The 25,476-nt window shown below is 64.2% G+C and carries 21 protein-coding genes and 1 pseudogene; 17 read left to right on the forward strand and 5 right to left on the reverse strand.

The window, feature by feature from the left end:
* Nucleotides 1-26 precede the first annotated feature (26 nt).
* From IPV09_RS03380 to IPV09_RS03390, 3 genes are read left to right on the forward strand one after another with little or no spacing between them, the layout of a single operon-like run.
* The gene (locus tag IPV09_RS03380; RefSeq protein WP_207473688.1) at nt 27-3,422 is read left to right on the forward strand and encodes a DUF499 domain-containing protein; all 3,396 of its coding nucleotides are present in this window, start codon (nt 27-29) and stop codon (nt 3,420-3,422) included.
* Between the two features lie 8 nt (nt 3,423-3,430).
* Complete coding sequence (locus tag IPV09_RS03385) at nt 3,431-4,822, forward strand: Shedu immune nuclease family protein (RefSeq protein WP_207473689.1); 1,392 nt, start codon at nt 3,431-3,433, stop codon at nt 4,820-4,822.
* 5 nt (nt 4,823-4,827) lie between these two features.
* Nucleotides 4,828-5,892 (forward strand): DUF3644 domain-containing protein, encoded by a 1,065-nt coding sequence (locus tag IPV09_RS03390; protein WP_207473690.1) that lies wholly within the window; start codon nt 4,828-4,830, stop codon nt 5,890-5,892.
* A gap of 173 nt (nt 5,893-6,065) precedes the next feature.
* On the opposite strand, the gene IPV09_RS03395 is transcribed toward IPV09_RS03390, so the two are convergent.
* Nucleotides 6,066-7,019 carry a DNA cytosine methyltransferase gene (locus IPV09_RS03395; protein WP_207473691.1) on the reverse strand — a complete coding sequence of 318 codons (954 nt, stop codon included), beginning with the start codon at nt 7,017-7,019 and terminating at the stop codon, nt 6,066-6,068.
* A gap of 263 nt (nt 7,020-7,282) precedes the next feature.
* On the opposite strand from IPV09_RS03395, the gene mobF reads away from it, so the two are divergent.
* Nucleotides 7,283-10,903: a MobF family relaxase gene (gene mobF, locus IPV09_RS14105; protein ID WP_242681194.1), complete on the forward strand. Its 3,621-nt coding sequence runs from the start codon at nt 7,283-7,285 to the stop codon at nt 10,901-10,903.
* A gap of 140 nt (nt 10,904-11,043) precedes the next feature.
* Nucleotides 11,044-11,418 carry a sulfate permease gene (locus IPV09_RS03415; RefSeq protein WP_207473693.1) on the forward strand — a complete coding sequence of 125 codons (375 nt, stop codon included), beginning with the start codon at nt 11,044-11,046 and terminating at the stop codon, nt 11,416-11,418.
* 392 nt (nt 11,419-11,810) lie between these two features.
* On the opposite strand, the gene IPV09_RS03420 is transcribed toward IPV09_RS03415, so the two are convergent.
* Both IPV09_RS03420 and IPV09_RS03425 read right to left on the reverse strand, forming a co-directional pair.
* Nucleotides 11,811-12,311, reverse strand: coding sequence for a hypothetical protein (locus tag IPV09_RS03420; RefSeq protein WP_207473695.1), 501 nt, complete (start codon nt 12,309-12,311; stop codon nt 11,811-11,813).
* Nucleotides 12,312-12,356: 45 nt separating this feature from the next.
* Complete coding sequence (locus IPV09_RS03425) at nt 12,357-13,688, reverse strand: ISL3 family transposase (RefSeq protein WP_207473697.1); 1,332 nt, start codon at nt 13,686-13,688, stop codon at nt 12,357-12,359.
* Nucleotides 13,689-13,812: 124 nt separating this feature from the next.
* Between IPV09_RS03425 and IPV09_RS03430 the strand changes: the two genes are divergently transcribed.
* The 9 genes from IPV09_RS03430 (at nt 13,813) to IPV09_RS03465 (ending at nt 18,169) form a co-directional block, all read left to right on the forward strand.
* Nucleotides 13,813-14,388, forward strand: coding sequence for a hypothetical protein (locus tag IPV09_RS03430; protein ID WP_007273072.1), 576 nt, complete (start codon nt 13,813-13,815; stop codon nt 14,386-14,388).
* 72 nt (nt 14,389-14,460) lie between these two features.
* A complete protein-coding gene (locus IPV09_RS14110; protein WP_242681178.1) occupies nt 14,461-14,622 on the forward strand; it encodes a hypothetical protein in 162 nt (53 codons plus the stop codon).
* A 12-nt stretch (nt 14,623-14,634) separates the two neighbouring features.
* A complete protein-coding gene (locus IPV09_RS14115; protein ID WP_255521190.1) occupies nt 14,635-14,997 on the forward strand; it encodes a dihydrofolate reductase family protein in 363 nt (120 codons plus the stop codon).
* A 96-nt stretch (nt 14,998-15,093) separates the two neighbouring features.
* Nucleotides 15,094-15,561, forward strand: a complete 468-nt coding sequence (locus tag IPV09_RS03440; RefSeq protein ID WP_007273070.1) for a hypothetical protein — start codon at nt 15,094-15,096, stop codon at nt 15,559-15,561.
* Nucleotides 15,558-15,887 (forward strand): transcriptional regulator, encoded by a 330-nt coding sequence (locus IPV09_RS03445; protein ID WP_007273069.1) that lies wholly within the window; start codon nt 15,558-15,560, stop codon nt 15,885-15,887. The genes IPV09_RS03440 and IPV09_RS03445 overlap by 4 nt, the downstream gene beginning before the upstream one ends.
* 45 nt (nt 15,888-15,932) lie before the next feature.
* On the forward strand, nt 15,933-16,235 hold the full coding sequence (locus IPV09_RS03450; protein WP_007273068.1) for a hypothetical protein: 303 nt from the start codon (nt 15,933-15,935) through the stop codon (nt 16,233-16,235).
* Between the two features lie 115 nt (nt 16,236-16,350).
* Nucleotides 16,351-17,076 carry a VIT1/CCC1 transporter family protein gene (locus tag IPV09_RS03455; protein WP_007273067.1) on the forward strand — a complete coding sequence of 242 codons (726 nt, stop codon included), beginning with the start codon at nt 16,351-16,353 and terminating at the stop codon, nt 17,074-17,076.
* Nucleotides 17,077-17,186: 110 nt separating this feature from the next.
* The gene (locus IPV09_RS03460) at nt 17,187-17,525 is read left to right on the forward strand and encodes an MGMT family protein (protein ID WP_207473698.1); all 339 of its coding nucleotides are present in this window, start codon (nt 17,187-17,189) and stop codon (nt 17,523-17,525) included.
* Complete coding sequence (locus IPV09_RS03465; protein WP_207473699.1) at nt 17,522-18,169, forward strand: LysR substrate-binding domain-containing protein; 648 nt, start codon at nt 17,522-17,524, stop codon at nt 18,167-18,169. The genes IPV09_RS03460 and IPV09_RS03465 overlap by 4 nt, the downstream gene beginning before the upstream one ends.
* Before the next feature lie 109 nt (nt 18,170-18,278).
* Here IPV09_RS03465 and IPV09_RS03470 read toward each other — a convergent pair whose 3' ends face one another.
* Nucleotides 18,279-20,039 (reverse strand): IS1634 family transposase, encoded by a 1,761-nt coding sequence (locus IPV09_RS03470; protein ID WP_207473700.1) that lies wholly within the window; start codon nt 20,037-20,039, stop codon nt 18,279-18,281.
* Between the two features lie 861 nt (nt 20,040-20,900).
* Here IPV09_RS03470 and IPV09_RS03475 point away from each other — a divergent pair.
* A pseudogene (locus IPV09_RS03475) lies at nt 20,901-22,147 on the forward strand (IS256 family transposase).
* On the opposite strand, the gene IPV09_RS03480 reads toward IPV09_RS03475, so the two are convergent.
* Nucleotides 22,137-23,183, reverse strand: coding sequence for a DNA-processing protein DprA (locus IPV09_RS03480; protein ID WP_207473701.1), 1,047 nt, complete (start codon nt 23,181-23,183; stop codon nt 22,137-22,139). The pseudogene IPV09_RS03475 and the gene IPV09_RS03480 overlap by 11 nt on opposite strands.
* Before the next feature lie 115 nt (nt 23,184-23,298).
* Here IPV09_RS03480 and IPV09_RS03485 point away from each other — a divergent pair, with 115 nt between their 5' ends.
* A complete protein-coding gene (locus IPV09_RS03485; protein WP_242681180.1) occupies nt 23,299-24,477 on the forward strand; it encodes a Mu transposase C-terminal domain-containing protein in 1,179 nt (392 codons plus the stop codon).
* The gene (locus IPV09_RS03490; RefSeq protein ID WP_207473702.1) at nt 24,474-25,292 is read left to right on the forward strand and encodes an AAA family ATPase; all 819 of its coding nucleotides are present in this window, start codon (nt 24,474-24,476) and stop codon (nt 25,290-25,292) included. Before IPV09_RS03485 ends, IPV09_RS03490 begins: the two co-directional genes overlap by 4 nt.
* Nucleotides 25,293-25,476 lie beyond the last annotated feature (184 nt).

Raw genomic sequence — 25,476 nt, forward strand, 5'->3', positions numbered from 1 at the left:
CAAGTAGTGGGTTCTAGGAGACAACGATGGCGATGAACAACCGAGATCGAGTGGGCAAGGCGTTCGACCTGCTCTCCGAGGGGCTCCTGGATGAGGTCGATGAGGTGATGACGCGGGCCTATAAGACTCCGGACTGGCCGGCCGCGTGGGCGAAGGACGACGCCCAGCGTCGGGGCGGTCCTCCGCGCACATATACGAAGCATGACGTGCAGGTACAGCTTCGCGCCATCACCGAGCAGGGCTATCACTTCAAGGACGTGCTCTCCCGTGCGCAGCAGGGCTTCGCGTCCGAGCTTCGAGAGACCCGGAACCTCTGGGCACACAACGAGCCCTTCAGCTCTGACGATGCGTCGCGGGCGCTGGACACGATTGAGCGTCTGCTGCACGCGGTCGGCGCGGTCGATTCCGCCGAGGACGTGCGGAAACTGCGCGTCGATCTGCAGCGCACAGTGTTTGAAGACCAGACCCGGAAGCAGGTCAAGCGCACGAAGGTGTCGCTCGAACCTGGCTCCGGGCTGCGTCCGTGGCGCGAGGTGATCCGGCCGCACGATGACGTGGCGCGCGGTGCGTTCACCGCGTCGGAGTTCGCGGCCGACCTGCACCTGGTGCACACCGGGCAGGCGACGAGCCCCGAGTACGGGGATCCGGTCGAGTTCTTCACTCGCACCTATCTCACCGAGGGCTTGCGTGACCTGCTGTCGCGCGCACTTCGCCGCCTGAACGGCGAGGCAGGCGCCAGCCCAGTGGTGAACCTTCAGACCAACTTCGGCGGCGGCAAGACCCACTCGATGCTGGCGCTGTACCACCTGTTCAGCGGCACTCCGGTCAAGGACTTCCCTCAGGAACTCCAGGAACTCATCGCCGCGAACGGCAACCCCGACCTCGGCGCGCTCGATGTCCGACGGGTCGCCCTCGTCGGCACCTACCTGAAGGCCGGCTCGCCGATCATCAAGGATGACGGCACCGAGGTTCGCACGCTTTGGGGTGAACTGGCCTGGCAGCTCGGCGGGCGTGAAGCCTACGACCTGATCGCCGAGGACGACCGTGCCGGCACCAACCCCGGTGAGGCACTGCGCACCCTGATCGTGCGCTACTCGCCCTCGCTGATCCTGATCGACGAATGGGTCGCCTACGCGCGCCAGCTCGTCACGGACAAGGAACTCCCGTCCGGTTCGTTCGAGACGCAGTTCACCTTCGCCCAGTCCCTGACAGAGATCGTGCGTTCCGTTCCGGGCGTGATGCTCGTCGTGTCGATCCCGGCATCCGACACGGGCACCGAAGGACGTGGCAGCGACATCGAGATCGGTGGCGCGAACGGCCAGCTCGCGCTCGAACGCCTCCAGAACGTGATCCGCCGCGTCGCGGACCAGTGGCGGCCATCCAGCAAGGACGAGTCGTTCGAGATCGTGCGCCGCCGGCTGTTCCAGGCGCCGAACGCCGAAGGACTCACGACCATCTCGGCAGTGGCGCGCAGCTTCACGAATCTCTACCGGAACAACACCGCGCTGTTCCCTCGCGATGCAGCGTCGCCGAACGACGAGTACGAGAAGCGCATCCGCGCCTCCTACCCGCTGCACCCCGAGTTGCTCGATCGCCTGTATGAGGACTGGTCGACGCTGGAGCGGTTCCAGCGCACCCGCGGCGTGCTGAAGCTCGTCTCGTCGATCGTGCACGAGCTGTGGGCATCCAACGACACGTCGCCATTGATCCTGCCCGGCAATGTGCCGCTGGATGCGACGACGGTGAACACGGACCTGACGCAGTACCTCGAAGACCAGTGGAAGCCGATCATCGACTCTGACATCGACGGCCCCGGATCGACCGCGCAGCAGATCGACCTCGACCGACCGAACCTCGGCCAGCGGTTCGTCACCCAGCGCATCGCACGCACGATCTTCATGGGCGCGGCCCCCAGGATCAAGAGCAGCCGGAAGGGACTCGACAAGCAGTACCTCTGGCTCGGCACTGCAGTCCCTGGTGACACGCTCGGGAACTTCGGCAGCTCCGTCGAGCTTCTCGCGCAGCGCTCGACCTACTTCTACGAGGAGCAGGGCCACTACTGGTTCGACACCCAACCCTCGGTCACCAAGACCGCGAACGACTACGCCGAACGTCTCCGCGAGGATGTCGAGACGGTGTGGAACGAGATCACCCGCCGCCTTCAAGGAGAAGAACGGGTCCGCGGCGTATTCGATCGGGTGCACATCGCGCCGTCGTCCTCGGCCGACATCCCGGACCTTGAAAACACGCGCCTGGTCATCGGACACCCGCGTCACGCCCGACGCAAGCAGGACGGAGCCGACTCGGCTGCGCACGCCTGGGTCCGTGACGCTATCGAGAGCAAGGGCGCGAGCCAGCGCATCCACCGCAACACGCTGATCTTCCTGATGGCCGACAAGAGCGAGCTGGAGAGCCTCGAAGCCGCGACCCGCAGCTACCTCGGCTGGAAGCGCGTTCAGGCCACCAGCGACAGCCTCAACCTGTCGGCACAGCAGCGCAAGCAGACTGACGACTGGGTCTCTCGGCTCGATCAGACCGTCTCCGACCGCATCCGCGACACTTTCGTGTGGGCGGTCTACCCTGAGCAGTTCGACCCGACCAAGCCGTTCGAGCTCGTCGCCGACAGAGTGCCCGACTCCGGCGGGCGCTCGCTGGCTGAGCGTGTCAGCGCCAAGCTTGGTCGGGAGGATCAGCTCGTCACCGACTTCGGTGCGCCGATTCTCGGCTCAACGCTGCACAACGAGCTCGGTGCTCTGTGGCGCGACTCCGGTGAGATCACCGTCGGTGAGTTGTGGGGTTACTTCACCCGCTACACGTATCTGCCCCGTCTCGTCCGACGCGAGGTGCTCGACAGTGCCATCGAACAGTCGCTCTCGGCAGTGCTCGTCGACAACGAGCGCTTTGCCATCGCTTCGGGGAAAGATGCTGGCCGCTACCGTAGCCTGCTCGTGGCGCCGAACCCCAACACCAGGATTCAGGTCACCGACAGCACACTGCTCATCGAGACCGAGCGCGCCCAGAAGCAGGCCGATGCCGACCGGATCGCAGCTATACGTGAGGCTGCGATGAACGCCTCCACAACCGACGGCGACTCCGCTCCCGTCGGGCCGGTTGACTTCGTGTGGACGGGTAGTTCGTCTGCCGAGGGCGATGAGCCGTCCGAGGCCGAGTCTGCACTGGAGGCAGTCCTTGCCCGGTTCTTCGGATCGGTGAAGATCGACTCCGACCGTTACGCCCGCGACATCGGCAACGTGACCCGCGAGGTGATCGACCGACTCGCCGGTGCAGGCGCGCGACTCGACATCACCATCGACATTCAGGCAACCAAGCCCGGGGGCTTCGATGAGTCCGAGGTCCGCACGATCGGCGAGAACGCCCGCGTCCTCAAGTTCGACCCCAGCTCCGGCTTCGAGAAGAGCTGAGGGTAGCGGTGGCTCGATTCGGAAACGATCAGACGAACATCGGTCGCCTCGATGTCCGCACGGTGGACGAAGGTGGTCGAGTTGAGGCCTTCTTCGTTCCGACCGAGCTACCACATGAAGAGTCGTCGGCACACCGGCGCTTGGCTGAAGGTGTGAAGCTCGTGGAGCTCGACGCTGCAACGGGCATCCTGAAGATTCACCCCATCAACACACTCTCAAACCACAGCGAGTACCTTGGCCCGAAGTACGAGCAGGTGCAGACGCTTTCCCTGGAAACGTCGTTGCTGGATGAGTATTTCGAGGGCTCCGACTTGGAGTCAATCTTTGAGACGCTACCGCCCGGATTCGTCAAGGACTTCGCCTACGGCCTCGGGCTGCTCAAGGACTGCAACCGGCTGATTCGGTTGATCGAGACCAACACTCCCTGCACAGAGATCATCTTCACTGACGGCAACAGCGCCGCAATCAACGGGACAGGGTTCCACCTCGGCCTATCGCGGTTCGCTGCGATCTGGGCCGAGATCGGTCGGATCAATGACCGGGGAAATCGTGCGGCGGGTCGAGTGAAGGACGTATTCGTACACAACAACCTCGCCGCGACGCTTGGTCTCGCCAGCGCGGACTTCTCGCTTGGGCGACACCCGGACTCGCGCGTGATCGCGAAGGCCGCCGACGGGATCGAAGAACTCAGTAGCGTTGAACGTGATGCTTTGGTCGAAGCGGTTGCGTCCGAGTCGGCAGCGATAGCAGCTGGATCACCCCAGAAGTTTCAGCAGCTCAAGCGAGACATCGAGCTCGTCAGCCTTGACCGCCTCATCGAGGCGTACGCAGAGGCCTTGGAACAGGGCAAGGCCGAACCGTACTGGCAAGCCTTCTTCGATGACAACGCCTTTGCGCTGCAACAGGTCTTCGGGGCCCCAATGGTAAGTGTGCGTTCTGGAGCGAACGTAGGCGGTCGGGGACTCTCTGGAAGCGGCGACAAGATCGCTGACTACCTGTTCAAGAACTCGCTCACGAACAACGTTGCTCTGGTGGAGATCAAGAAGCCGGCCACGCAGCTGCTGGAAGCGCGTGAGTACCGGCAGGGTGTATTCGGTCCATCGAAGGAGCTCAACGGCGCAGTCTCCCAGGTACTCGATCAGGCGTACAACCTGACGAAGAACCTCACCGGCCTGAAGGAAAGCTCGCGTCAATGGGACTTGGAGTCCTACGCGGTCTCCTGCTTCGTGGTTGCCGGACGGACACCATCGGCCAGCGATCCTGCAAGACAGAAGTCGTTCGAGTTGTATCGCGCGAACTCCCGCAGCGTGACGATCGTGACCTACGACGAGATTCTTGAGCGACTGAGACTGCTTCGCGACTTCCTTACGCCGGCCTCGCCCACAGCCGAGGAGGTCTGATCGAGATGGCACGCCCACCTGCATGGAGGCACACGCTTGACGAGGCCCGGCGACAGGCGCTTGTCGCGATCGACTTCTACAACCGTCCCGGTGATCGACGCAGCTTCAGTGACTTCATCGTCCACATCCACCTCGCGTGGCAGAACCTACTTCACGCTGACCGCATGCGCCGCAAGGCCGAGATTTTCTACCGCGAATCGGGCGGTCGACGCATCTTCAAGCGAAACCCGGATGGCTCCAAGAAGACCTGGGACCTGAGCCAGTGCCTGAAGCACGAGTTCAAGGACAACGACCCGATCAGAGCAAACGTCGAGTTCTTTGTCGGACTGCGAAACCACGTCGAACACCGCTTCCAGGATTCTGTACTGGTGGCGACCGCAGCCGAAGCGCACGCTTGCATCATCAACTTCGAGGCAGAACTTGTGCGCCGGTTCGGCTCCCGCGAGACGCTGGGTTCAGAGCTGAAGTTCCCAGTCTTCGTGCAGTCGCTCAGCCCTTCGAGGTACGAGGAGCAACGCAATCTCCGGCGCGGACTGCCGGCGGCCGTCTCAAGCTTCATCACTGAGTTCCAAGTCGGCCTACCTGACGAGGTGCGCAGTGACGAGCGATTCGCCTACCGCCTCCTGCTGCTTCCGATGAAGGGACCGAAGACGGAGGCGGACCTCGCGCTCAACTTCGTGCGACAAGAAGACCTCAGCGAGGAGGAACTTCAGGCGCTCCTCGGACAAGAAGGCAGTGTGATCGTTGCCGAGAAGTACCGCGAAGCAGTGCACGGCGATGAGATGCTGCCCAAGGCGGCTGCGGCTGCGGTGGAGAAGCGCATTCCGTTCAAGTTCGGGGTCAACGACTTCACCGCCATCCGGAAGGCATGGCAGATCGGCCCGGCCAAGAGCGGTGACAAGGAACAGTTGCCGAAGTCAGACGGCTACTGCGTCTACTCACCCGCGTTCAAGCAGTTCGTATACCGGCCGAAACTCGTCGACCGGATAGTCGGAGCGGTCGATACTGCCGAGAAGTACCAAGCGCTACTTGGCCGCTCACCGACCATGAAGGCTTCGGACGGAACCTGAGCGGGCGCCCAGAAGATCGAGTGCCTGCGCAGCCTGTAGTGGCAGGACTCCGTTCCCAAGCGCGGTGATCTGCTGGTTCGGGGTGAGGTCGTCGGTGCCAGTGGCCCAGCCCGCCGGTAAGCCCATCAGCCACTCCACGAATGCGGGTGCTGGACGTGGGCCGTTGGCATCGTTCAGGAGGGTTGGTGCTGGCGCGGGTCGTCCGGTGATGTGTTCCCAACGGGCGATGGCGTCAGCGTAGCGTCCCCAGCGTCGAACAGTCCGTCGATCAGCGACCACAGCGTCTCCGATTCGGCTCGCCTGCTCGGCGAGCCAGCCGGTCCGTGAAGTGCGAAGTCGATGATCTGGTGGTGGGACAGTGCGATCGTCCCTCGCCGGGCTCGAACCTGGTCGAGGGTTTCCCCGCCGCGTGATGAGTCGCTCGCGAGCGGGGTGCGGAACAGTGCGCCGGGCGAGGGCGAAGATGCGGAAGCGTTGGTGAGGAGCGCCGACAAGGGAAGCCGGTAGGCCGATCCATCTCGCATCCAGCCGCAGGTCGGCCATATCCCCGAGAACGGCGCCCATAGCCCGTAGAGGTCGAGCTGCGTTGTCTCCCAGATGCCACGGGTCGGTTCCAGGCCGCGAAGGGTTGCGTCGTCTGGGGTTGCATCGCCGGGGTTGCGTTGTTCATGGTCGTCTCCTTTTGTGGCGTGCCGCGTGGCGGGTGAGGACAGCAGCCCGCGGACGTTCTCGATGACGACCCATTCAGGTTGAAGCGCGTCGATCGCTTCGGCCATGTGTGCCCACAGTCCCGAGCGCGTCCCTGGCGCGAGGCCGGCGCGCTTGCCGACCGTGGACACGTCCTGGCATGGAAACCCACCGATGAGAATGTCCACGGGCTCGACCAGGCTCCAGTCGATGGTCGTGATGTCGCCCAGGTTCGGGGCGTCGGGCCAGTGCCTGGCGAAGACGCGGGCGACGGGCTCGTTGAGTTCAGAGAACCACACCGTTCTGGCGTTGAAGACGTGCTCGACGGCGAGGTCGAGGCCGCCGTAGCCGCTGAACAGCGACCCGATCCTGAGTTGAGATCGCTGTTTGCGTTGAGTTCGTGCATGAAGAGCGCTCCGGCTGACAGTCGTCCCCGACATCCGGTGCCTCGTCGTGAACCGATGCCGAGCTGGTCACCTGTCAGGTGCACGACTCCGACACGCATCCGATGACCGTCCACGCCGACCGGAGCCACCCCGCCCAGAACCCGCTGGCACCGTCACCGACGCCTCGTCCTCAGGCGTTTGCTCCGACCTCTTCCTGAGGCCACACGCGTCTTGCAGATCGAGGTTGAGCCAGGCATTACGGAGGCAGAGCACGCCGGGTGCGGGTGCTCACCTGCCCGGCAGGAGCGGAGGTGAGCATGACTGTTTCGATGCGTGTGATGTCGGCGGGCGACGGCTACAAGTACCTGCTCAGGACCGTCGCGGCAGCCGACGGCAACAGGTCCCTCTCGACGCCGCTCACTCGCTACTACATGGAGGAAGGCACTCCTCTTGGCCGCTGGCTCGGCACGGGCGTGGCGGCCCTCGGCAAGGGCGAGATTCAGGTGGGCGACCGAGTCTCAGAGCACCAACTCCAACTCTTGATGGGTGCTGGCCATGATCCGATCACCGACCAACCTCTCGGTCGGGCCTTCCCGATCTACAAGAGCGAGGCGAAGCGGATCGAGGCGCGGATCGCCGGCCTCGAACCGACCATGACACCTGGTGCCAAAGGTGAGGCTGTCGCGCAGATCGTGGCCGAGGAGACTGCCCGGAGCGCACGGCGTGCGGTGGCTGGGTTCGACTTCACCTTCTCGATCCCGAAGTCCGCGAGTGTGTTGTGGGCGGTCGCTGACGCAGGGGTGCAGGCGCTGATCGGTGAGGCGCATCATCGAGCGATTGCGGAGGTGGTTGCGTTCATGGAACGCGAGGTTGCAGCCACCCGCACCGGCGCAACCGCCGGGGACGGTGCGGTTGCGCAGGTCGATGTCACCGGGCTGATCGCGACCGCTTTCGATCACTTCGACTCCCGTGCCGGCGACCCCCACCTACATACGCACGTGGTCATCAGCAACAAGGCCAAGACCGCCTTCGACGGCAAGTGGCGCTCACTCGACGGCAGGCCGATGCACGCCGCCGTCGTCGCGCTCTCTGAGCTGCACGAAGCCGTGTTCGCGGATCACATGACGCGCACGTTCAGCGTGAGATGGGAGGCACGCGAGATGGGCCGCGACAGGAACCCGGCGTGGGCGATCACCGAGATTCCCGAGGAACTGGTCGCGGAGTTCTCCACCCGCGCCCGTCACATCGACATCGAGAAGGATCGCCTCATCGCCGAGTACGTCGCCCAGCACGGCCGCCAACCCTCGAACGCGACGATCCTCAAACTCCGCGCCCAAGCGACCCTGACGACTCGGCCGGAGAAGCAGGTCCGGTCCCTGGCCGACCTGACCGCCGAGTGGCGCGACCGCGCTACGAAGACGCTGGGCCGGGACGCGACGATGTGGGCGCGCGAGGTGACCGACAACGACAGGCCGTTGCTGCTTCGCGCCGACGACGTGCCGCTCGACGTGATCGGCGAGATCGGGCGCTCGGTCGTGGAGGTTGTCGGTGAGAAGCGCTCGACCTGGCGACGATGGAACCTCATGGCCGAGGCATCCAGGCAGACGATGGGCTGGCGGTTCGCGACCATGCAAGACCGAGAAGCCATCGTCGCAATGGTCGCCGACGCCGCCGAACGGGTCTCCCTCCGGCTGACGCCTCCTGAACTCGCCACGTCACCGGTTGTGTTCCGCCGACCTGACGGCACCTCGGTGTTCCGCCCGAAGAGTTCGACCGTGTTCACCTCAGAGACGCAGCTCGCGGCCGAAGACAGGCTGCTCGAACGCGCCAGCAACCTGGCCGGGCCGACAGTTGCGCTCGCGACGGTCGAGAAGATCACGCGTCGCGCCGACCCTGAAGGGCGGATGCTCGGCGACGACCAAGCCGACGCTCTGATACGCATCGCAGTGTCGGGACGGATGCTCGACGTGCTCGTCGGCCCAGCGGGAGCGGGCAAGACCACCGCCATGAACGCACTCCGCCGTGCGTGGGAGGCCGAGCACGGTCTCGGTTCCGTCGTCGGCCTCGCACCATCAGCGGTCGCCGCACAGGTGCTCGCCGACGATCTGGGGATAGCGACCGAGAACACCGCGAAGTGGTGGCAGAACCATCTCCTGCACGGCACCACCTTCGAGGAGGGTCAGCTCGTCATCATCGACGAGGCCTCGCTTGCGGGCACCCTGTCGCTGGACCGCATCACCCACCTCGCCCAGAACACTGGCGCGAAGGTGCTGCTGGTCGGTGACTATGCCCAGCTGCAATCCGTGGACGCCGGCGGCGCGTTCGCGATGATCGCGAACGACCGCGACGACACTCCCGAGCTGGTCGACGTTCACCGCTTCACTCATGCTTGGGAGAAGACCGCCTCACTCGAGCTGCGCCACGGACGCGCCCAGGCCATCGACACCTACCTCGCCCATCAGCGCATCACCGGCGGCGACGCCGAGGCTATGACCGATGCCGCCTACAACGCCTGGCGCGACGACCGCGACAAAGGGCTCGTCTCGGTGCTGATCGCCGAGACCCACGAAGACGTGACCGAGCTCAACCGACGCGCCCGCGCCGACCTGATCCACAACAAGACGCTGAACCCCGACCGCGAAGTCGAACTGCGCGACGGCACCGCCGCCGGGGTCGGCGACACGATCATCACTCGGCTCAACAGCCGGAACCTCCGCACCGTGACCGGACGGGACTGGGTGCGCAACGGCGATGTCTGGACCATCACTGCCGTCGGTGACGACGGGACTCTCACCATTGCGCGCGACCACGGGGTCGGCACCGCTGTCCGTCGGGACGGGACTATCGCGGTGCGGAGGCGTGGGCGAAGGTTCGGCGGCAGTATCGTCCTGCCAGCTTCGTATGTCTCGGAGAGCGTCGATCTCGGCTACGCAGTGACCGCATTCCGCGCGCAAGGCGTCACGACCGACACCGCGCATGTGCTGGTCGAACCGACCTCGACCAGAGAGACCTTCTACGTCGCGATGACCCGAGGCCGGCATTCCAACCGCGCCTACGTCACCCTTGAACGCGCCGACGACCATGCAGAGCCGCACCCCGGCGATGACCCCAACGCGACCGCGCGCAGCGTGCTCTACGGCGTCCTGCAGCACTCCGGGGCCGAACTGTCGGCGCACGAGACCATCGTTGCCGAGCAGGAGCAGTGGGGTTCGATCGCCCAGCTTGCCGCCGAGTACGAGACCATCGCCGCCGCGGCCCAGCGCGACCGCTGGGCCACCCTCATCCGCGGCTCCGGACTCACCGACGAACAGGCCGAGAGCGCCATCGAGTCCGACGCGTTCGGCCCGCTCGCGGCTGAACTTCGCCACGCCGAGGCCAACCACCACAACATTGATGCGCTCTTGCCGCGCCTCGTCGCAGCGCGCGGATTCGGCGACGCCGATGACATCGCCGCCGTCCTCCACTACCGGGTCGAGCGAGCGACCGCTCGGCCCGCAGGATCAGGACGAACCCGGAAGTCGCCGCGCCTCATCGTGGGGCTCATCCCGCACGCTGCCGGGGTGGTGGACGCCGAAATGCGAGCCGCTCTCGACGAGCGGGAGACGCTGATCGAAGCCCGCGCCGACGCCATGCTCGACACCGCGCTTGCCGAAGGCGTCTCGTGGACAAGGGCACTCGGAACGCCACCAAATGAGCGACGCCGAGCTGCGACCTGGCGCAGGGCTGCACGAGTCGTTGCCGCTTACCGGAACCGGTACCGCATCACCGACGATGCACCCCTTGGTGCCCCGGCCGAGTCGGCCGCGCAGAAGATCGACGCCGCGAGGGCGCGAGCAGCACTCGACAGGATGCTCCTTCTCACTGCCCAGAGCGCTTCGCCGGAGGCTGGGCTCAACACCGCCAGGCGGGAGCAACCTCAGACAGGACGCAGCATCTGACCCTTCCAAATGTCCCCGCCTCGACGTAGCCTTGAAGCGAGGCGGATTTCTCCTTACCTTTGGGCCGCTCGCGGCAGACCTTCGGGTCACTCTCCACGCACCGTCTCGACAACATACGTGCGTGTTGAGAGGAGCCCATCATGATCCGCCTACTGTGGACAGTCAGCACGGAGGTCCGCTACTTCCTACGTCGTTACATGCCGAGCAACGTCCTTCTCGACCTGATCCGAACGAGGAACGGGCTGAAGTGGGGCGTGCCAGCGATGCTGCTGGCCGCTCCGTACCTGGGCGTCGCTGCCTGGTGCACTACTCTCATCGAGTCCGGCGGCCCCGGATGGCTCCACCTCGTGGTCCTGGTCTGTATCTGGAACGCTCTCAAGATGGTCATCATCGGCCCGGTGAGCGTGGCGCTGCTCGTGAGGGCACGCGCCAGGGAACGCCAGGCCCGGAAGCGTGCCGAGCGCGAGGTAGACGCTGAAGTGTCTACGCGTGAACTCACGAGCAGCAGCCGCTGAGCACACTTCCGCCCATTCCGCCGTCGCAGCGTTGCTACAACGACCGTGTTCGGATACCTGACTTGAGTCGCCAATGAGTTGAATACTCAACGTACTGGAATATCCAATCGCTGGGCAGGCGGTCTCCACAGGTGAGCAGCCGGCCACAAGAAGCATCGACGCAATTACGAGGGCAAAAAGTGAGATCACTCGCGCAATGAACCTGTGCATGCCGCTCACTATAACTTCGAACGCGACATGCGGCTAACGATCATTCAGCGCGGCACTAGTTTGATTCTCTCTGGCCCTCTTTTTTAGAGCACTAGGCTCTTGCGACGATCCCTGCTCCAACTGCAAGGGATACCTCGCCGAAACCCCCACCACGATTCTGACACCGTGCCAGATCGCTCTGTTCAGGATTGATCTGGCACGGTGTCAGTCTGCTTGAAAACTCGCCGCACGCCACCTCGGGCGAGCATGAGGACGATAATCAACGCCGTCACCTGGAAGAACCCGCCGAGGCTCACCGAATCGCCGAAGAGCAGCGCAACGAGTTCAAGCACCAAGAATTTGCTACCTGGAAGCACGAGCAAAAGCGTGCATACGCTGACGACACGTGCCGCAATATTCTTCGCGCTGCGAATTCTTTCGATGACTTTGCTCTTCACCCCCAGCACGATTTCAAGAACGGCTTTGAGGAGGATCGCGGTCAAAAGGGCGAGGAGAAAAGATTCGGAAATCACCTCTGGGAACAGCTGGGTGAACGCGCCCAGAACCACGAGGTAGACGAGGACATCCACGAGATCAATCGGCTGGATTCTCATCGTGCAATCGTACCAACGAGCATCCTTGGCTCCAGCAAGGAAAAGCCGTCGCACCAGCAGTTCCGCTGCAGGGGCCGGCTTCTGCGGCACTCAATAACGGCTAAGCGCCAGAGCTTTGGCAGTGTTACTGGCTCTTCACGAAAGAGAGTGGATGAGGGGTCGGAATCCGCCTGCTTCGAGGAGTGATCTGAGCCGGTAGTTGACGAGGTTGCGGAAGCCGAGCGCGATGCCGCGGAGGTGTTCGAGCCGGCCGTTGATGGCTTCGGTGGGTCCGTTGCTGGAGCCGGGGTGGTCGAACCACGCCAGGATGTCGTCGCGTCGCTTTTCGAGTGTCCTGCCGAGTTGGGCGAGCTCTTCCAGCCCGGCCGGGACAGCGGTCTTGATCCGGTCGATCACCGAGGTGAGCAGCTTCTTCCCGACGTCGGCGTCGGGGTGTCGGTAGGCGTCGATGATGTCTTGGTAGGTCAGCCAGGTGACCTCGAGGGGGACTGCTTCATCGATGGCCCACAGTGCTGACAGGCGGGCCTTCTGCTTGTCGGTGAGTAGAGCCCGGCCGGTGCGCAGGGTACGTCGGGCCTTGTAGAGCGGATCATCGGCTCGGCCGCGGCCGCCGGTGAGTTCACGTTGGACGCGTTGTCGGGTGGCGTTCAGCTTGTCGCCCGCCAACGCGACCACGTGGAAGGGGTCCATCACGGCGGTGGCGTCGGGGACGGCTTCGGCGGCGGCGGTCTTGAAGCCGGTGAAGCCGTCCATCGCCACGATGGCGACCCGGGCCCGGAACTGGTCGGTCTGAGCGTCGAGCCAGGTCTTGAACGCCTTCTTCGAGCGACCCTCGACCAGGTCCAGCAGCCGGGCGGGGCCGGTGTCGTCCCGGATCGGGGTGAGGTCGATGATCACGGTCACGTACTTGTCGCCCTTGCGGGTGTGTCGCCAAGCGTGCTCGTCGACGCCGACGACCTCGACGCCGTCGAGCCGTCCCGGGTGGTCGATGAGGAGCTGGGTCCCGACGTCGGTCACGGCCATGTGGGCGGTGTCCCAGCTGATGCCCAGCACGGCGGCGACACCGCTGATCGGGGTGTGATCGAGCACGACTTGGCACAGGGCCCACCAGTCCGCGGCCCTGGTCAGCTTCGACCGCGGTCGGGCCACCGTCTTCAGCGAATGCCGCCACACCCGCCCACACCCATCGCAGCGGAACCGGGGCACCCGGACCGACAGCCACGTCGGCCGTCGGCCCACGGGCAGGTGGGTGAACCGGCGTAGCACCTGGTCGTGCACCCGGCCCCCAGCGCCGCAGCGGGGACATCGGTCATCGACGGTGACGAGCGAGCAGAACAGGATCGCCTTGTCCGGCCAGATCTGCTGGGCGTCGACCCGCAGCCCGAGGGCGTCAACCCGAGCGAAGGTGGTCAGATCCGGGCTGGTGACCGGCGGGCAGGCGGGCGTCGTTGAGGTAGCGTCAGACATGGGCCTTGTTGTTGCTGGATGGGATTCGACACCCACATCCTCGCGGCGACAAGGCTCCTCAACGCTCAGCCCGCGCCGTCGCCCACCCACCCTCGATTGGGAAGAGCCGTGTTACTCTTTGGGCATGGTGGTACGCCGTTTGGAAAGCCTTGGTCTGATTATCGGACCCTTGCTGTTCGCCCTGTCACCGCTCTTCTGGATCGACGGACACTATGGAGTGACCGGCGGGCTTCTCATTGCCATAGCCGCCGTGCCCTGGGTGTACGGACTCATTGGGGAATACAACGCCCTCCGCCCCCGGTTTCCCCTTCTGTCGGGGCTATGGATGCTTCTGGTGCTGATCGGCATGTTCGGCACCGTCGCGTTCGGGCTGCAAGGCGTGTTTGAGAGTGTGTTCGGTATCACCGAGTTTCGCTCGCTAGCTACTTTCGACATCTACCCACTCCCGGTGGCTATTGTGCTGATTCTGGCCGGACCGCTCTTTCCGGTCGCGCTTTTGTCCTTGGGCGCAATGCATTGGTGGACCGGGCTCACGCCCCGCTGGAGCGCTGTGTTGTTGGTATTTGCGGCGGCTGCGTTCCCGGTTGCGCGGATATCTCGATCTGTCCCAGTTGCGTTCATCGCTGACCTCGTCATGCTCGCAGCCTTCTGTGTGGTCGCCTGGTTTGCCTGGCATCGAAGGGACGAGGAATCCATATAACTTGCGGCTTGCGCTCAATGATGCAGAACTCTGACCCTGATTTCCAGAACATCGCAAGAAAGGTGCGCTCCCATGACCACCCACTTCTATACTGCTTCAAGCCTCGACGGGTTCATCGCCACCCCCGAGCATTCCCTTGAGTGGCTGTTCAAGCAGGACTTCGATTTCGAAGGCCCCATGGCATACCCAGAGTTCGTGAAAGGAATTGGCGCTCTCTTCATGGGTGCTTCCTAGTATGAGTGGCTACTGAGCAACCAAGATGAGTGGGGCTACGAGCAGCCGGTCTGGGTATTCACTCATCGCGACCTGCCCGTTCCAGAAGGCGCAGATATCCGCTTTGTTCAGGGTTCAGTGACGCAGGCTCACGCAGAGGCCGTCCTAGCTGCGCAGGGAAAAGATATTTGGGTGGTGGGCGGTGGCGACCTTGCTGGCCAGTTCGCAGATGCTGAGCTACTCGACGAAGTCTGGGTACAGTTCGCGCCGGTAACACTTGGTTCCGGCCAGCCTCTCCTTCCGCGAAATCTGCAACTCGAAATCATTGACCACGCTCGCAATCGCGATTTCATTTGCATTCGATACCGGGTACTCCGAGAGACGCCTCACCCGTAGATCTTGAAATCCGCCGCAGACTCGCGCGCAGGCAGGAAGTGATCCACAGAATCGATCACTTGACAGACTGGAAAGTGATAGCTTAATCTTTCCAACATGGAAAGTAATGAGATTCAACAACAGCTCCGCGAGGCCGAGCGGGCAGCCGCCGCGCCCCATATCGCTCTCCCCAGGTCCCCCTGGTGGCACACTCTCCTGATCAGCCTCACGGGTCCAGCCCTCGTGCTGCTCGTGACGCAAACGCAGGGATTGTTTTCCGAGCGCACCCCTTTGGGGTCTATCCCGACCCTTACGATCGTGCTCATTGCACTTGTCGTGATCCTCGACCAAAGAAAACGCCGCGGCGTCACCCCAAAGGGCAAGGCTCCCCAAGAAATCCGCCGAGTTTTCAACTGGTACTTACTCGGCACGATCATACTCATAGCAGGCGTCTTCGCGCTGGCCGTCACGAGTTCACTCTGGGTAAGCATTCCGGTAAGTTTCGTGGCATGCCTGGGTGGGCTGACCTGGTTCGGCATCGCCTACGAGCGGGCTGCCGATCGTGTACGGGTTCGACTGGCATGATTTCCGACCTCGACCCGGTCATTCACGCGCCCAAACGGCTCGCGCTTATGGCACTGCTTGCCCACGCTCAAGACGCAGATTTCGGGTTTGTGCGCGATGCATTGGGGGTCAGCGATTCCGACCTCTCCAAGCAGGCCACTGCTCTGACTGAGGCCAGCTACATCACGGTCGCCAAGGCGGGCCGCGGGCGAGGCGGCACGACCACATTTCGAATCACCAAGCAAGGTCGCACCGCGTACGAAAAACATCGGGCCGCACTAGAAGCCTTGCTCGCGGGGAGCAATTTCAGCGTCTCGTCTGACAGCACTGTAGCTAAGGAGTCGTAGCCAGACGGCATGGCACTCATCAGGCCTCCCGAATAAGCTTCAACCATGACCGATTCACAACCACAGAACGCATCCGGCTCAGTTTCTCCGAGGATCGGCCTGCCCGGTATCGCCGCAATCTTCTTTACGCTCACGCCGATCCTCTTGATTCTCGGCTGGATGATCTTCATGGGCACCTCAAGCCGTGATTTCTTCTCCGGAGCCCCCTTTCAAGCCATGCTCGGAACGTTTTTGATCTTGATCGGCCTATTGTGCCTGTTCTCTGCGCTTCTGCTTGTGGGAGTTCGTGTCATCGCCCAACAGCACCTCAACGTGCTCGTTCAGCTCAGCAGCCCCCGCCCGGAGTAACAAACTGGGCCATTCACGGAGGAAATCTTCGTCGTGACGCAGTCGATTTGCGCGGCCCGACCACCTTCAAAAACGGGTTCTCACGCATCGAGAATGATTGCTAACGTTGCCTCACGTGAAGGAAATCAACATCGCAAACCCACACGAGTACGACCACACTCACTCGTCCTCCGCCGGGTCTGGGTGGCTTCGCGCTTCGGTGTTCGGTGCGATGGACGGCCTCGTCTCAAACACCGGCCTCATTTCAGGTATTGCCGCAGCAGGCGCTTCCCCTGGCATTATCGCGATCACCGGTATCTCGGGCCTCATCTCTGGCGCGATCTCAATGGCGCTTGGCGAATACACCTCCGTGCGGACGCAGAACGAGCAGCTTCAAGTTGAGATCGACACCGAGCGCGACGCCCTCACTCGCAATCCAGAAGGCGAGGAGGCCGAACTCTCGATCATGTTCGAGTCGCTCGGCATGCACCCTAGTACAGCTCGCGATGCCGCTTCACAGGTGCACGCGAACACCGAACAGGCGCTCAGAGTGCACCTCGCGCACGAACTTGGCTTGAGCCCCGACGAAAAGCAATCGCCGAGGGTGGCGGCAATCGCATCTCTTGTCTCCTTTAGCGTGGGTGCGATTATCCCGGTCCTTCCGTTCCTGATCGGCTTCGGAACCCTCGGGTGGGGGCTCCTCTTCGGCGGAGTGGGTCTTCTCGCTGCGGGCTTCGCTGCCGCAAAGTTCACTGACCGCAACCCCTTCGCGAGCGCGGGCCGCCAGCTGCTCTTCGGCGGCATCGCCGTCGCGGCCACCTATGGCATTGGTACGCTCCTCGGGGTCTCACAACTCGGTTAATCGGCGAAGATCGAGCCCACACTCTTCAGCAGCGCCCAATTGGCTTGGTGATCCTCAAAATCACGCGATCCTCGCAATTCGAATCTCTGCTGTGGCCGTAGGCTTAACGCATGCCAAGCCCGGAGTTCGTCGACGCAGTGCTCGACGTCATCAGGCGCATCCCGCCAGGGCGCGTCATGACATACGGTGACATTGCGCACGCACTTGGGTCCAACGCTCCGCGGGCAGTCGGTCGAGTGCTCGCCTACTACGGCCACGCCGTCACCTGGTGGCGAGTCGTGCCGGCGAGTGGACTGCCACCGCAGGGACACAGTCGTCTCGCCCTTCCCCACTACCTTGAAGAGGGCACACCGCTCAGGTGCCAGGTATCGGAGGACGACTACCGCATCGCTCTGTCATCGGCCCGACTCAGCTACGATCATGAAATTTACTCGGAGGTTGCCCCTTGAACCGTAATGCCCCACGACGAGGCGCATCAAAAGGCAGCCCTCTGAGGTCGATCAAGCGACCGCAGTCAGCTGGCAAGAAGGCCGGGGCCGCCTCGAAAAAGCAGGCCGCTGCCAAGGCAACGCCCAAACCGGAACGGGTGGAGCTGCCGACGCTGCAGCTCGGCTTCGTGCGCGGCGTGGCCCCAAGCAAGTGGGCCGAGCGTTGGGCGCGAGCAGTGCGAGAACAACCGTTGGAACTCGTGCCTGTGGACCTGCACGAGGTTGAGAACGCCCGCACAGAGTTCGATGTATTGCTAGAACGAGTTGCACCCGGAGCTATTACCGCGGGAAGCGAGGCGGCAGCGCGCACCCGGCACGCGATGCACCTCTACAACGAGACCATCGCTCTTGTGGTTCCGGCAGATCACGAGCTCGCGAAGCTGGGAGAGATTGATCTCGAGGATCTCTCCTTATTGACGCTCCTCGCACACCCGGATCACTTCGCCGAGTGGCCCGAACCCCAGGAGTGGAAAGACCCTTCTTGGACGCCACGAAACGCCAAGGCAACACTCGAGCTCGTAGCGACTGGGCTCGGCGGCGCGCTCATGGCGCAGCCCCTGGCCAGGCACCTCTCTAACAAGCGTGTGCACGCCGTGATTCCCTGAGTTCCGCAGCTGAGTGACTGCTTGGGGGCGCGGTTGTGGGGGTTGACCTGCGGAAACGCGTGTTTGGCCGGTGACACGGCGTGTCACTAGCCCTGTCCCGGCGGGAGGATCAGCCCGCGGTGGCGAGGTCCAGGATCCGGGGCGGGGCGGTGATGTCGAGCTGGGCGAGGATCTTGGCCTGCTCGCTGGTGAGGTCGGTGCTCTGCTGGTAGGTGCCGGCCGGGCCGGTGAAGGTGCCCACGTACAGCCGCTGGAGTTCGGCGCGCAGGTTGTTCCAGGTGTCGCCGGTGGTGGTCTCGATGATCCGGATCAGCAGCAGCGCGAGCCAGCACAAGACGACGTGGGCGCGGATGCGGTCCTCGAGTCGGTGGTGGACCGGGCGTAGGTCCAGGATCTGTTTCATGTCGCGCCAGCCGCGTTCGACCTCCAGCAGCTGCTTGTAGCCCAGCGCGATGTCTTGCGCGGAGAGGTGGGGGTCGCTGGAGCGCAGCAGGTACTTGCCGTCCAGCTTGGCCTCCTCGGCGATCGCGTCCGCGTCGATGCGGAGTAGCCCGCTGGGGGTGACGCGCAGGTAGCGGTTCAGCCCGGGCTTGGTGGAGATCACCCCACGCAGCTCGGCCCGCTTGGTCTTGGTGAGCTTGTCGGAGTTCTTGATCATCTCGGTGAGCCGTGCGAGCAGTGCCGTCCGCACCAGGGCGTCGCGGTCGGCGGCCTCGGGGTTGTGACAGATGACGAACCGTTCGCTCTCGCTGATCCGTACTTCCTTGACGCGCAGGTTGTCGGCGACGTCTTGGTAGCGGCCGGCCCGCCCCAACGCGGCAGTGGCTTCGGCCGAGCCGGAACGGAGCTTCTCGCCCAGGATGTAACCGCCGCCGGCGCGTTGGAGGTAGCGGCGGTTCTCCGCTGAGGTGAACCCGCGGTCGGCGACCCACACCACCCGGGCCAGGTTCCAGTCGCGCATGTCGTCCTTGACCTGGCGGATCAGCGCCGAGTCGGAGGTGTTGCCCGGCCAGCACCACACCCGTACCGGGATCCCCTCGCGGGTCACGGCCATCCCGACGACGACCTGCGGCAGGTCCTCGCGGTGGTCCTTGGACTTGCCGTAGGTGCGGAACCCGGCCTGCTTGACCGCACCGCTCGGCAGCTCGCCGCCGTCGTCGTCGCCGTCGCCGTCAGCGGTGGTGTCGATGGTGGTGGCCACGGGGTTGCCCTTGACGTCGCGCCAGAGGGGTTCGTCGCCGGTCTCGGTTTCGAAGTAGGTGGAGGTGGTCTCGAAGAACAGCAGGTCGACCTGCAGGTTGAGCAGGTCCGCGGTCGAGGCGTACACGTCCTTGGCCAGGGCTGGTTCGACGGCCAGGAGCCAGTCCATCGCCCGGTAGCAGGCGTCGTCGCTGACCTCGGACAGGCCAGGAACGTGCACGTCACGGTTGACCCAGCCCGCGGCGGCCAGCTTCGAGGACGGTGCCAGTGCACGGTTGGCGACCAACGCGAACAGCACCCGCTCAACGGTGGCGTCGCGGCGGGTCCCGCTCAGCAGGGTGCGCATCGTCTTGGCGATCCCGAGCCGGGTCCACAACGCGTCCAGCACCCAGGCCCCGCCCAGCGGCCGGGACTCGATGAAGCCCAACCCGGGCAGCCCACCGGCCTGATCCTCGACCTGGCTGCCTCTCGAGGTCTCGCCGAGCAGCCGGGACAGCGACCCGATCAACCGCTGCACCGCGGCCCGGTCCAGCTCCTCGGCCCGGCCGAAGTTGTACAGCACCTTCATCCGCGCGCTCTTCGCAGCCGGATCCCACTCGTTGTGCGCCAGCTGCAGGTACCGCACCACGGTGCCGTCCTTGTTCCGCCGCGACGACGTCCTCACGAACATGTCACCAGACGCTACCCGGGCAACACGCGCCTAAGCCAGCCAAACACGCCCAGTCGTGTCACTAGGCGTTTCGGGATGCGTCACCACCCCGCGAACCGCTGACCTGCACGTTCGTCCCCCGACATGTCCCAGAAACGCGATCAGCTGCGGAACTCAGGGATTCCGGTCACACACAATGGGGAAACGCTTCTGCCTGGAACTGAAATCTGGGCAAGCTGGCGCATTGAACGGGACGGACCTGACGTGCAGCACCTCGTCGGGGTGCTTCGTGGCCGCACTGCTCGAAGCAGCAGGTAGAAGCAATCCCGCCCACTGGGCATCTCTCTTGACTCGCTGCGTTCGGGCCGACGCGCGACTCCCCACCTGCAACCCCGACCATAACTGCCGCCAAAAGCAGCAACCCGCAAGTGCCGGAAATGATCAACGTCTCCGCGCCAGACTCTGGGTCGCGATGGAGCAGTGATTCGATCCACCAATAAGTGCCGGCCCTGTCTACTTGGACTCCGGGAGAGGTGTAGCGCTCGCCGCTGTGAGGTCCGGCAGTTACGGCAATTGGTTCGGTGCGGCCGGCAAGATTCTCCATCGTGCACACCGCCTCACCGTTCAGCGCGTCTACCTCGGCCTGAGTCCAGGCAGTGTCGGTGAGCTCACCATTTTGATCGTGTTTGAGGTCTCCCGCCACCGGCGACTTGAACACCTCAAAGGTGAGTTCAGAGCCTGCCGGCACCGAGCCATCTACAAGTAGTGCCCCGTATAGTGGTGTAGCCGCGCTGGTGGCCGACCCGTCATTGACGTGGACGCGGTCACCGTGTGGTCCTTCGAGTCAACCTTCCACAGAATCCTCGAAAGGACATCACTACGATGACCGCTCCACATATTGTCGACCCTCAGACCGTACTTACGGAAGCCCTCGGCGACGCGTCGCCAGATCTGATGCGAGATCTCTTGCAAACCATGATCAACGCGCTCCTGTCCGCCGACGCAGACGCCGTCGTCGGTGCCGAATGGGGCAAACCCAGCCCCGACCGTGTCACGCAGCGCAACGGCTACCGGCACCGCGACCTCGACACCCGCGTCGGCACCATCGATGTTGCGATCCCGAAGCTCCGCCAGGGCACCTATTTCCCAGAGTGGCTCATGGAACGACGCAAGCGCGCCGAGTCCGCGCTGATCACCGTTGTGGCCGACTGCTACCTCGCCGGAGTGAGCACCCGCCGGATGGACAAACTCGTCAAGACCCTCGGCATTCACTCGTTGTCGAAGTCGCAAGTCTCTCGCATGGCCGCCGAGCTCGACGAGCACGTCGAACAGTTCCGTCACCGGCCACTTGGCGACGCGGGTCCGTTCACGTTCGTCGCCGCTGACGCGCTGACGATGAAGGTCCGCGAGGGCGGCCGGGTGATCAATGCCGTCGTCCTGGTCGCCACTGGCGTCAACGCTGACGGGCGGCGGGAGGTCCTCGGGTTGCGGGTCGCGACCAGTGAGACCGGAGCGGCCTGGAACAGTTTCTTCGCTGATCTCGTCGCCCGCGGGCTGACTGGCGTTCGCCTCGTCACCAGTGACGCGCACCAAGGGCTCGTGGAAGCGATCGCCGCGAACCTGCCCGGCGCGTCTTGGCAGCGTTGCCGCACGCACTACGCCGCGAACCTCATGTCGGTGACGCCGAAGAGCATGTGGCCGGCAGTGAAGGCGATGCTCCATTCGGTCTACGACCAGCCCGACGCCGCGGCCGTGAACGCGAAGGCGACCGTCTCCTGGACTATGTCAACGGAAAGCTCCCCGACGCGTATGAGCACCTCGACGCCGCCAGAGCCGACATCCTCGCCTTCACCCAGTTCCCCGAGGGGCTTTGGCAACAGATCTGGTCAAACAACCCGAACGAGAGGCTGAACCGGGAGATCCGTCGCCGCACCGACAGCGTCGGCATCTTCCCAAACCGCGACGCGATCATCCGACTCGTCGGGGCTGTTCTTGCTGAGCAGACCGACGAATGGGCCGAGGGCCGCCGCTACCTCGGACTCGACATCCTCGCTAGATCCCGGCTCTGCCTCGTCTCCGACACCGGAACTGAGGTGATCGCCGACACCGTCCTTCAACTCAGCGCCTAACCATCACAATCGAAGGACACTGCGCTACACCACTACCTGGGGCTTGACCTGTTGGTTCAGGCGTAGCCGGACGGACTCGATCCGCATCAACTTGCGTACGCGGCGCTGAGACCTGGCGCGCGTTGCCGCGTTCCACCAGACGCGCAAGATCAACGCTGTCGGCGATCAGTGACGCGGTGCCCTCCCGCAGGAGCCGATGCGGCCCTTTGCTCGCGGCACTCGTCACCGGGCCAGGCACTGCTCCCACCTTCCGGCCCAGCTCGAAAGCGTGCTGCGCCACCTCCAACGAGCCTGACCGGCCTGCTGCCTCGACGATCACCGTCGTAGACGCGAGCGCCGCCATTAGTCGCCCGCGAGCGATGAACCGATGCCGTGTCGGAACTGTGCCAGGCGGCACCTCGCTGACGAGAAGCCCGACATCGGCCACGCGTTCGAGTAGGTCGCAGTGGCCAGCAGGGTAAGGACGGTCGACGCCGTTGGCGAGGATCGCGATGGTGTCGCCACCTGCCGCGAGGGCGGCTTGGTGCGCAGCACCTTCGATCCCGTAGGCGCCGCCAGCGACGACCACTCGTTCATCCGCGGCCGTCGAAGCGGCGAGTTCGCGGGCAACATGGTCGCCGTAGGAAGTGGATGCGCGCGACCCGGTGATCGTGACGAAGTCCTGCAACGGGCGAGCGAGGAACGATGAGGCGCCGCGCGTCCACAACACGTAGGGAGCGAGATCGCCAAGGTCGTTGAGGGCGACCGGCCAGTTGGCGTCGCCGGGGACAAGAACCTGGATGCCTGACTGCTGAGCCTGGTCGAGACGGGCAGCGATGTCCTTCGCCGCAGGTGCGTCGAAGTGGTCGCGCCAGACCTGCGCGCCGACGGCGCTGAGACCCACCACGGCGCCGTCGCGCTCGGCAAGTCGGAGCGTCTCCATCGCCCCGAGTCCATTCATGACTCGGCCCGTCACCGGATCGTTGGGCTCGACGAGCATGGACAGCACCATCCGCGCGGTTCGCTCGTCGTCTGCGAGGTCACTCAGCCCAGCCATCGTCGGTTCCTCTCGGGATTTGATACCGACGAGGTGCGCTTACGTCGCCTGAATGGTCGAGTGCGCCTGGCCACGCCTGCCCGCCGAGCTCGTGTCGTTGGTCGAAGGGCTGGCGTTGAGGAAGCCTCGGCCGGCGATCGTCACCATCCACCGCAAGGTCAGCACCATCTGCGATGAGCAGGGATGGCCCGTGCCCTCTTATGGCGTCGTGCGCGCGATTATCGCCGACCTCGATCCGGGCATGGTCACCCTGGCCCTGGAAGGGCCGACGTCCTACCGGGACAAGTACGAGATCGCGCTGCGCCGGCAGGCCGAGCGGCCGAACGCGATGTGGCAGGCCGATCACACCCTGCTCGATGTCCTCGTGGTGGGCACCGACGGCAAGCCCGCCCGGCCGTGGCTGACGACGATCATCGATGACTGCTCGCGCGCTATCTGCGGCTACACCGTGTTCCTCGGTGCGCCCTCGGCGATGAACACTGCGCTGGCGCTGCGTCAGGCGATCTGGCACAAGGCCGTCCTCTCCTGGCCGATGTGTGGCCTGCCCGATGTGCTCTACGTCGATCACGGCAGCGACTTCATCAGCAACCAGCTCACCGGCACAGCCGTTGACCTGCATATCCGGCTCATCCACTCTGCCGTCGCTCGTCCTCAGGGGCGGGGCAAGGTGGAGAGGTTCTTCGGGACCGTGAACACCGAGCTTCTGGCTGGTTTACCTGGGTACATCGCCGAGGGTCACCCCTGGCCAACGCCGAAGCTGTCCCTGGCTGAGCTCGACGCTGCGATGGAGGAGTTCGTGATCACCTACAACGACCGAACCCACAGCGAACTCGGCACCTCCCCGCGCGCTGCCTGGATCGCTGAGGGCTGGTTGCCGCGGATGCCCGAGAGCCTGGAGGACCTCGACGGGCTCCTGCTCACCGTCGCCCAGACCAGGGTCGTGCGCCGCGATGGCATCCACTTCCAGGGCCTGCGCTACGTCTCCCCGACCCTGGCCGGCTGTGTCGGCCGGTCGGTCGTGATCCGCTACGACCCCAGAGACATCACCGAGATCCGCGTGTTCGACCACGAGGCGTTCATCTGTAAGGCCATCAACCAGGACCACCACGACCAGAAGGTCAGCCTCAAGGAGGTCCAGGCAGCCCGCAACGCCCGGCGCCGGGCTCTGCGGCAGGGCATCAACGAGCGGATCGCCGTCGTGGCCACCCACATCACCGAAACGCCACCAGCGCCCCAGGCGCCGCCACCGGCGACACGGCGGAACTTGAAGGTCTACAGAGAGGACCTGAGGTGAGTCAGCGCTTCATCGTGACCAAAGAACACCGCCGCTTCACCGAGTTCGCCGACGCCGTGCGACGCGGGCACACCATCGGCCTTTGCTTTGGACCCGCCGGCGTGGGCAAGACGCTCTCCGCGCGCCGCTACGCCCGCTGGGACAAGGCCCAAGACCTGCTGACCTATTGGGGACCGCGCTCCGACAGTGACGCGAAGGTCTACGCCACGCTGGCCAAGAGCCGCACCGTGCTCTACACACCCAGCGTGCTGACCACCCCACGAGCCTTGAAGGATGAACTCGACCAGGTCATCACCCGCACCAACATCTGCATCGAGCAGCACCTCGCGCCGGCCGGACAGGTCACGCCAGAGACGCGCGGATGGCGCCACAGCAGGAACTACGTGGAACTGATCATCGTCGATGAGTCCGAACGCCTCCGCCCCACCGCACTGGAACTGCTGCGCGACCGCTACGACCGCGACAACATCGCGCTCATCCTGATCGGCATGCCCGGTCTGGAGAAACAGTTCAGCCACTACCCCCAGTTCTACAGCCGCGTCGGCTTCGCCCACCAGTACCGGCCCCTGGGCAAGGACGAACTGCTCTTCGTCCTGCAACGGCATTGGCGCGCCCTCGCCAAGACCCTCGACCCAGAGGACTTCACCGACGCCCAAGCCATCGCCGCCGTCGCCCGGATCACCCGAGGGAACTTCCGACTCCTGGAACGACTCTTCCCCCAGATCGAGCGCGTCCTGAAGATCAACGAACTCGACACCATCACCAACGACGTCATCGAAGCCGCCGCCAGCACCCTTGTCATCGGCGTCAGCTGACTGGCCGCCACACACCACCGATAGAACCCCGCCACTTATCGGCGCAAGCCACACCACAACGCGTCTTAAAACCCTCCGTGTCGCAGACGAGTTCTGCGACAGTTTCTGAGATCATTGAGGAGTGACTCAGCTGGCCCGGGTATCGACCAACGCGCAGGACGCCCAGCTTCAGCGCGACGCGCTC

It is taken from the genome of Tessaracoccus sp. SD287 (assembly GCF_017355265.1).
GTDB lineage: Bacteria > Actinomycetota > Actinomycetes > Propionibacteriales > Propionibacteriaceae > Aestuariimicrobium.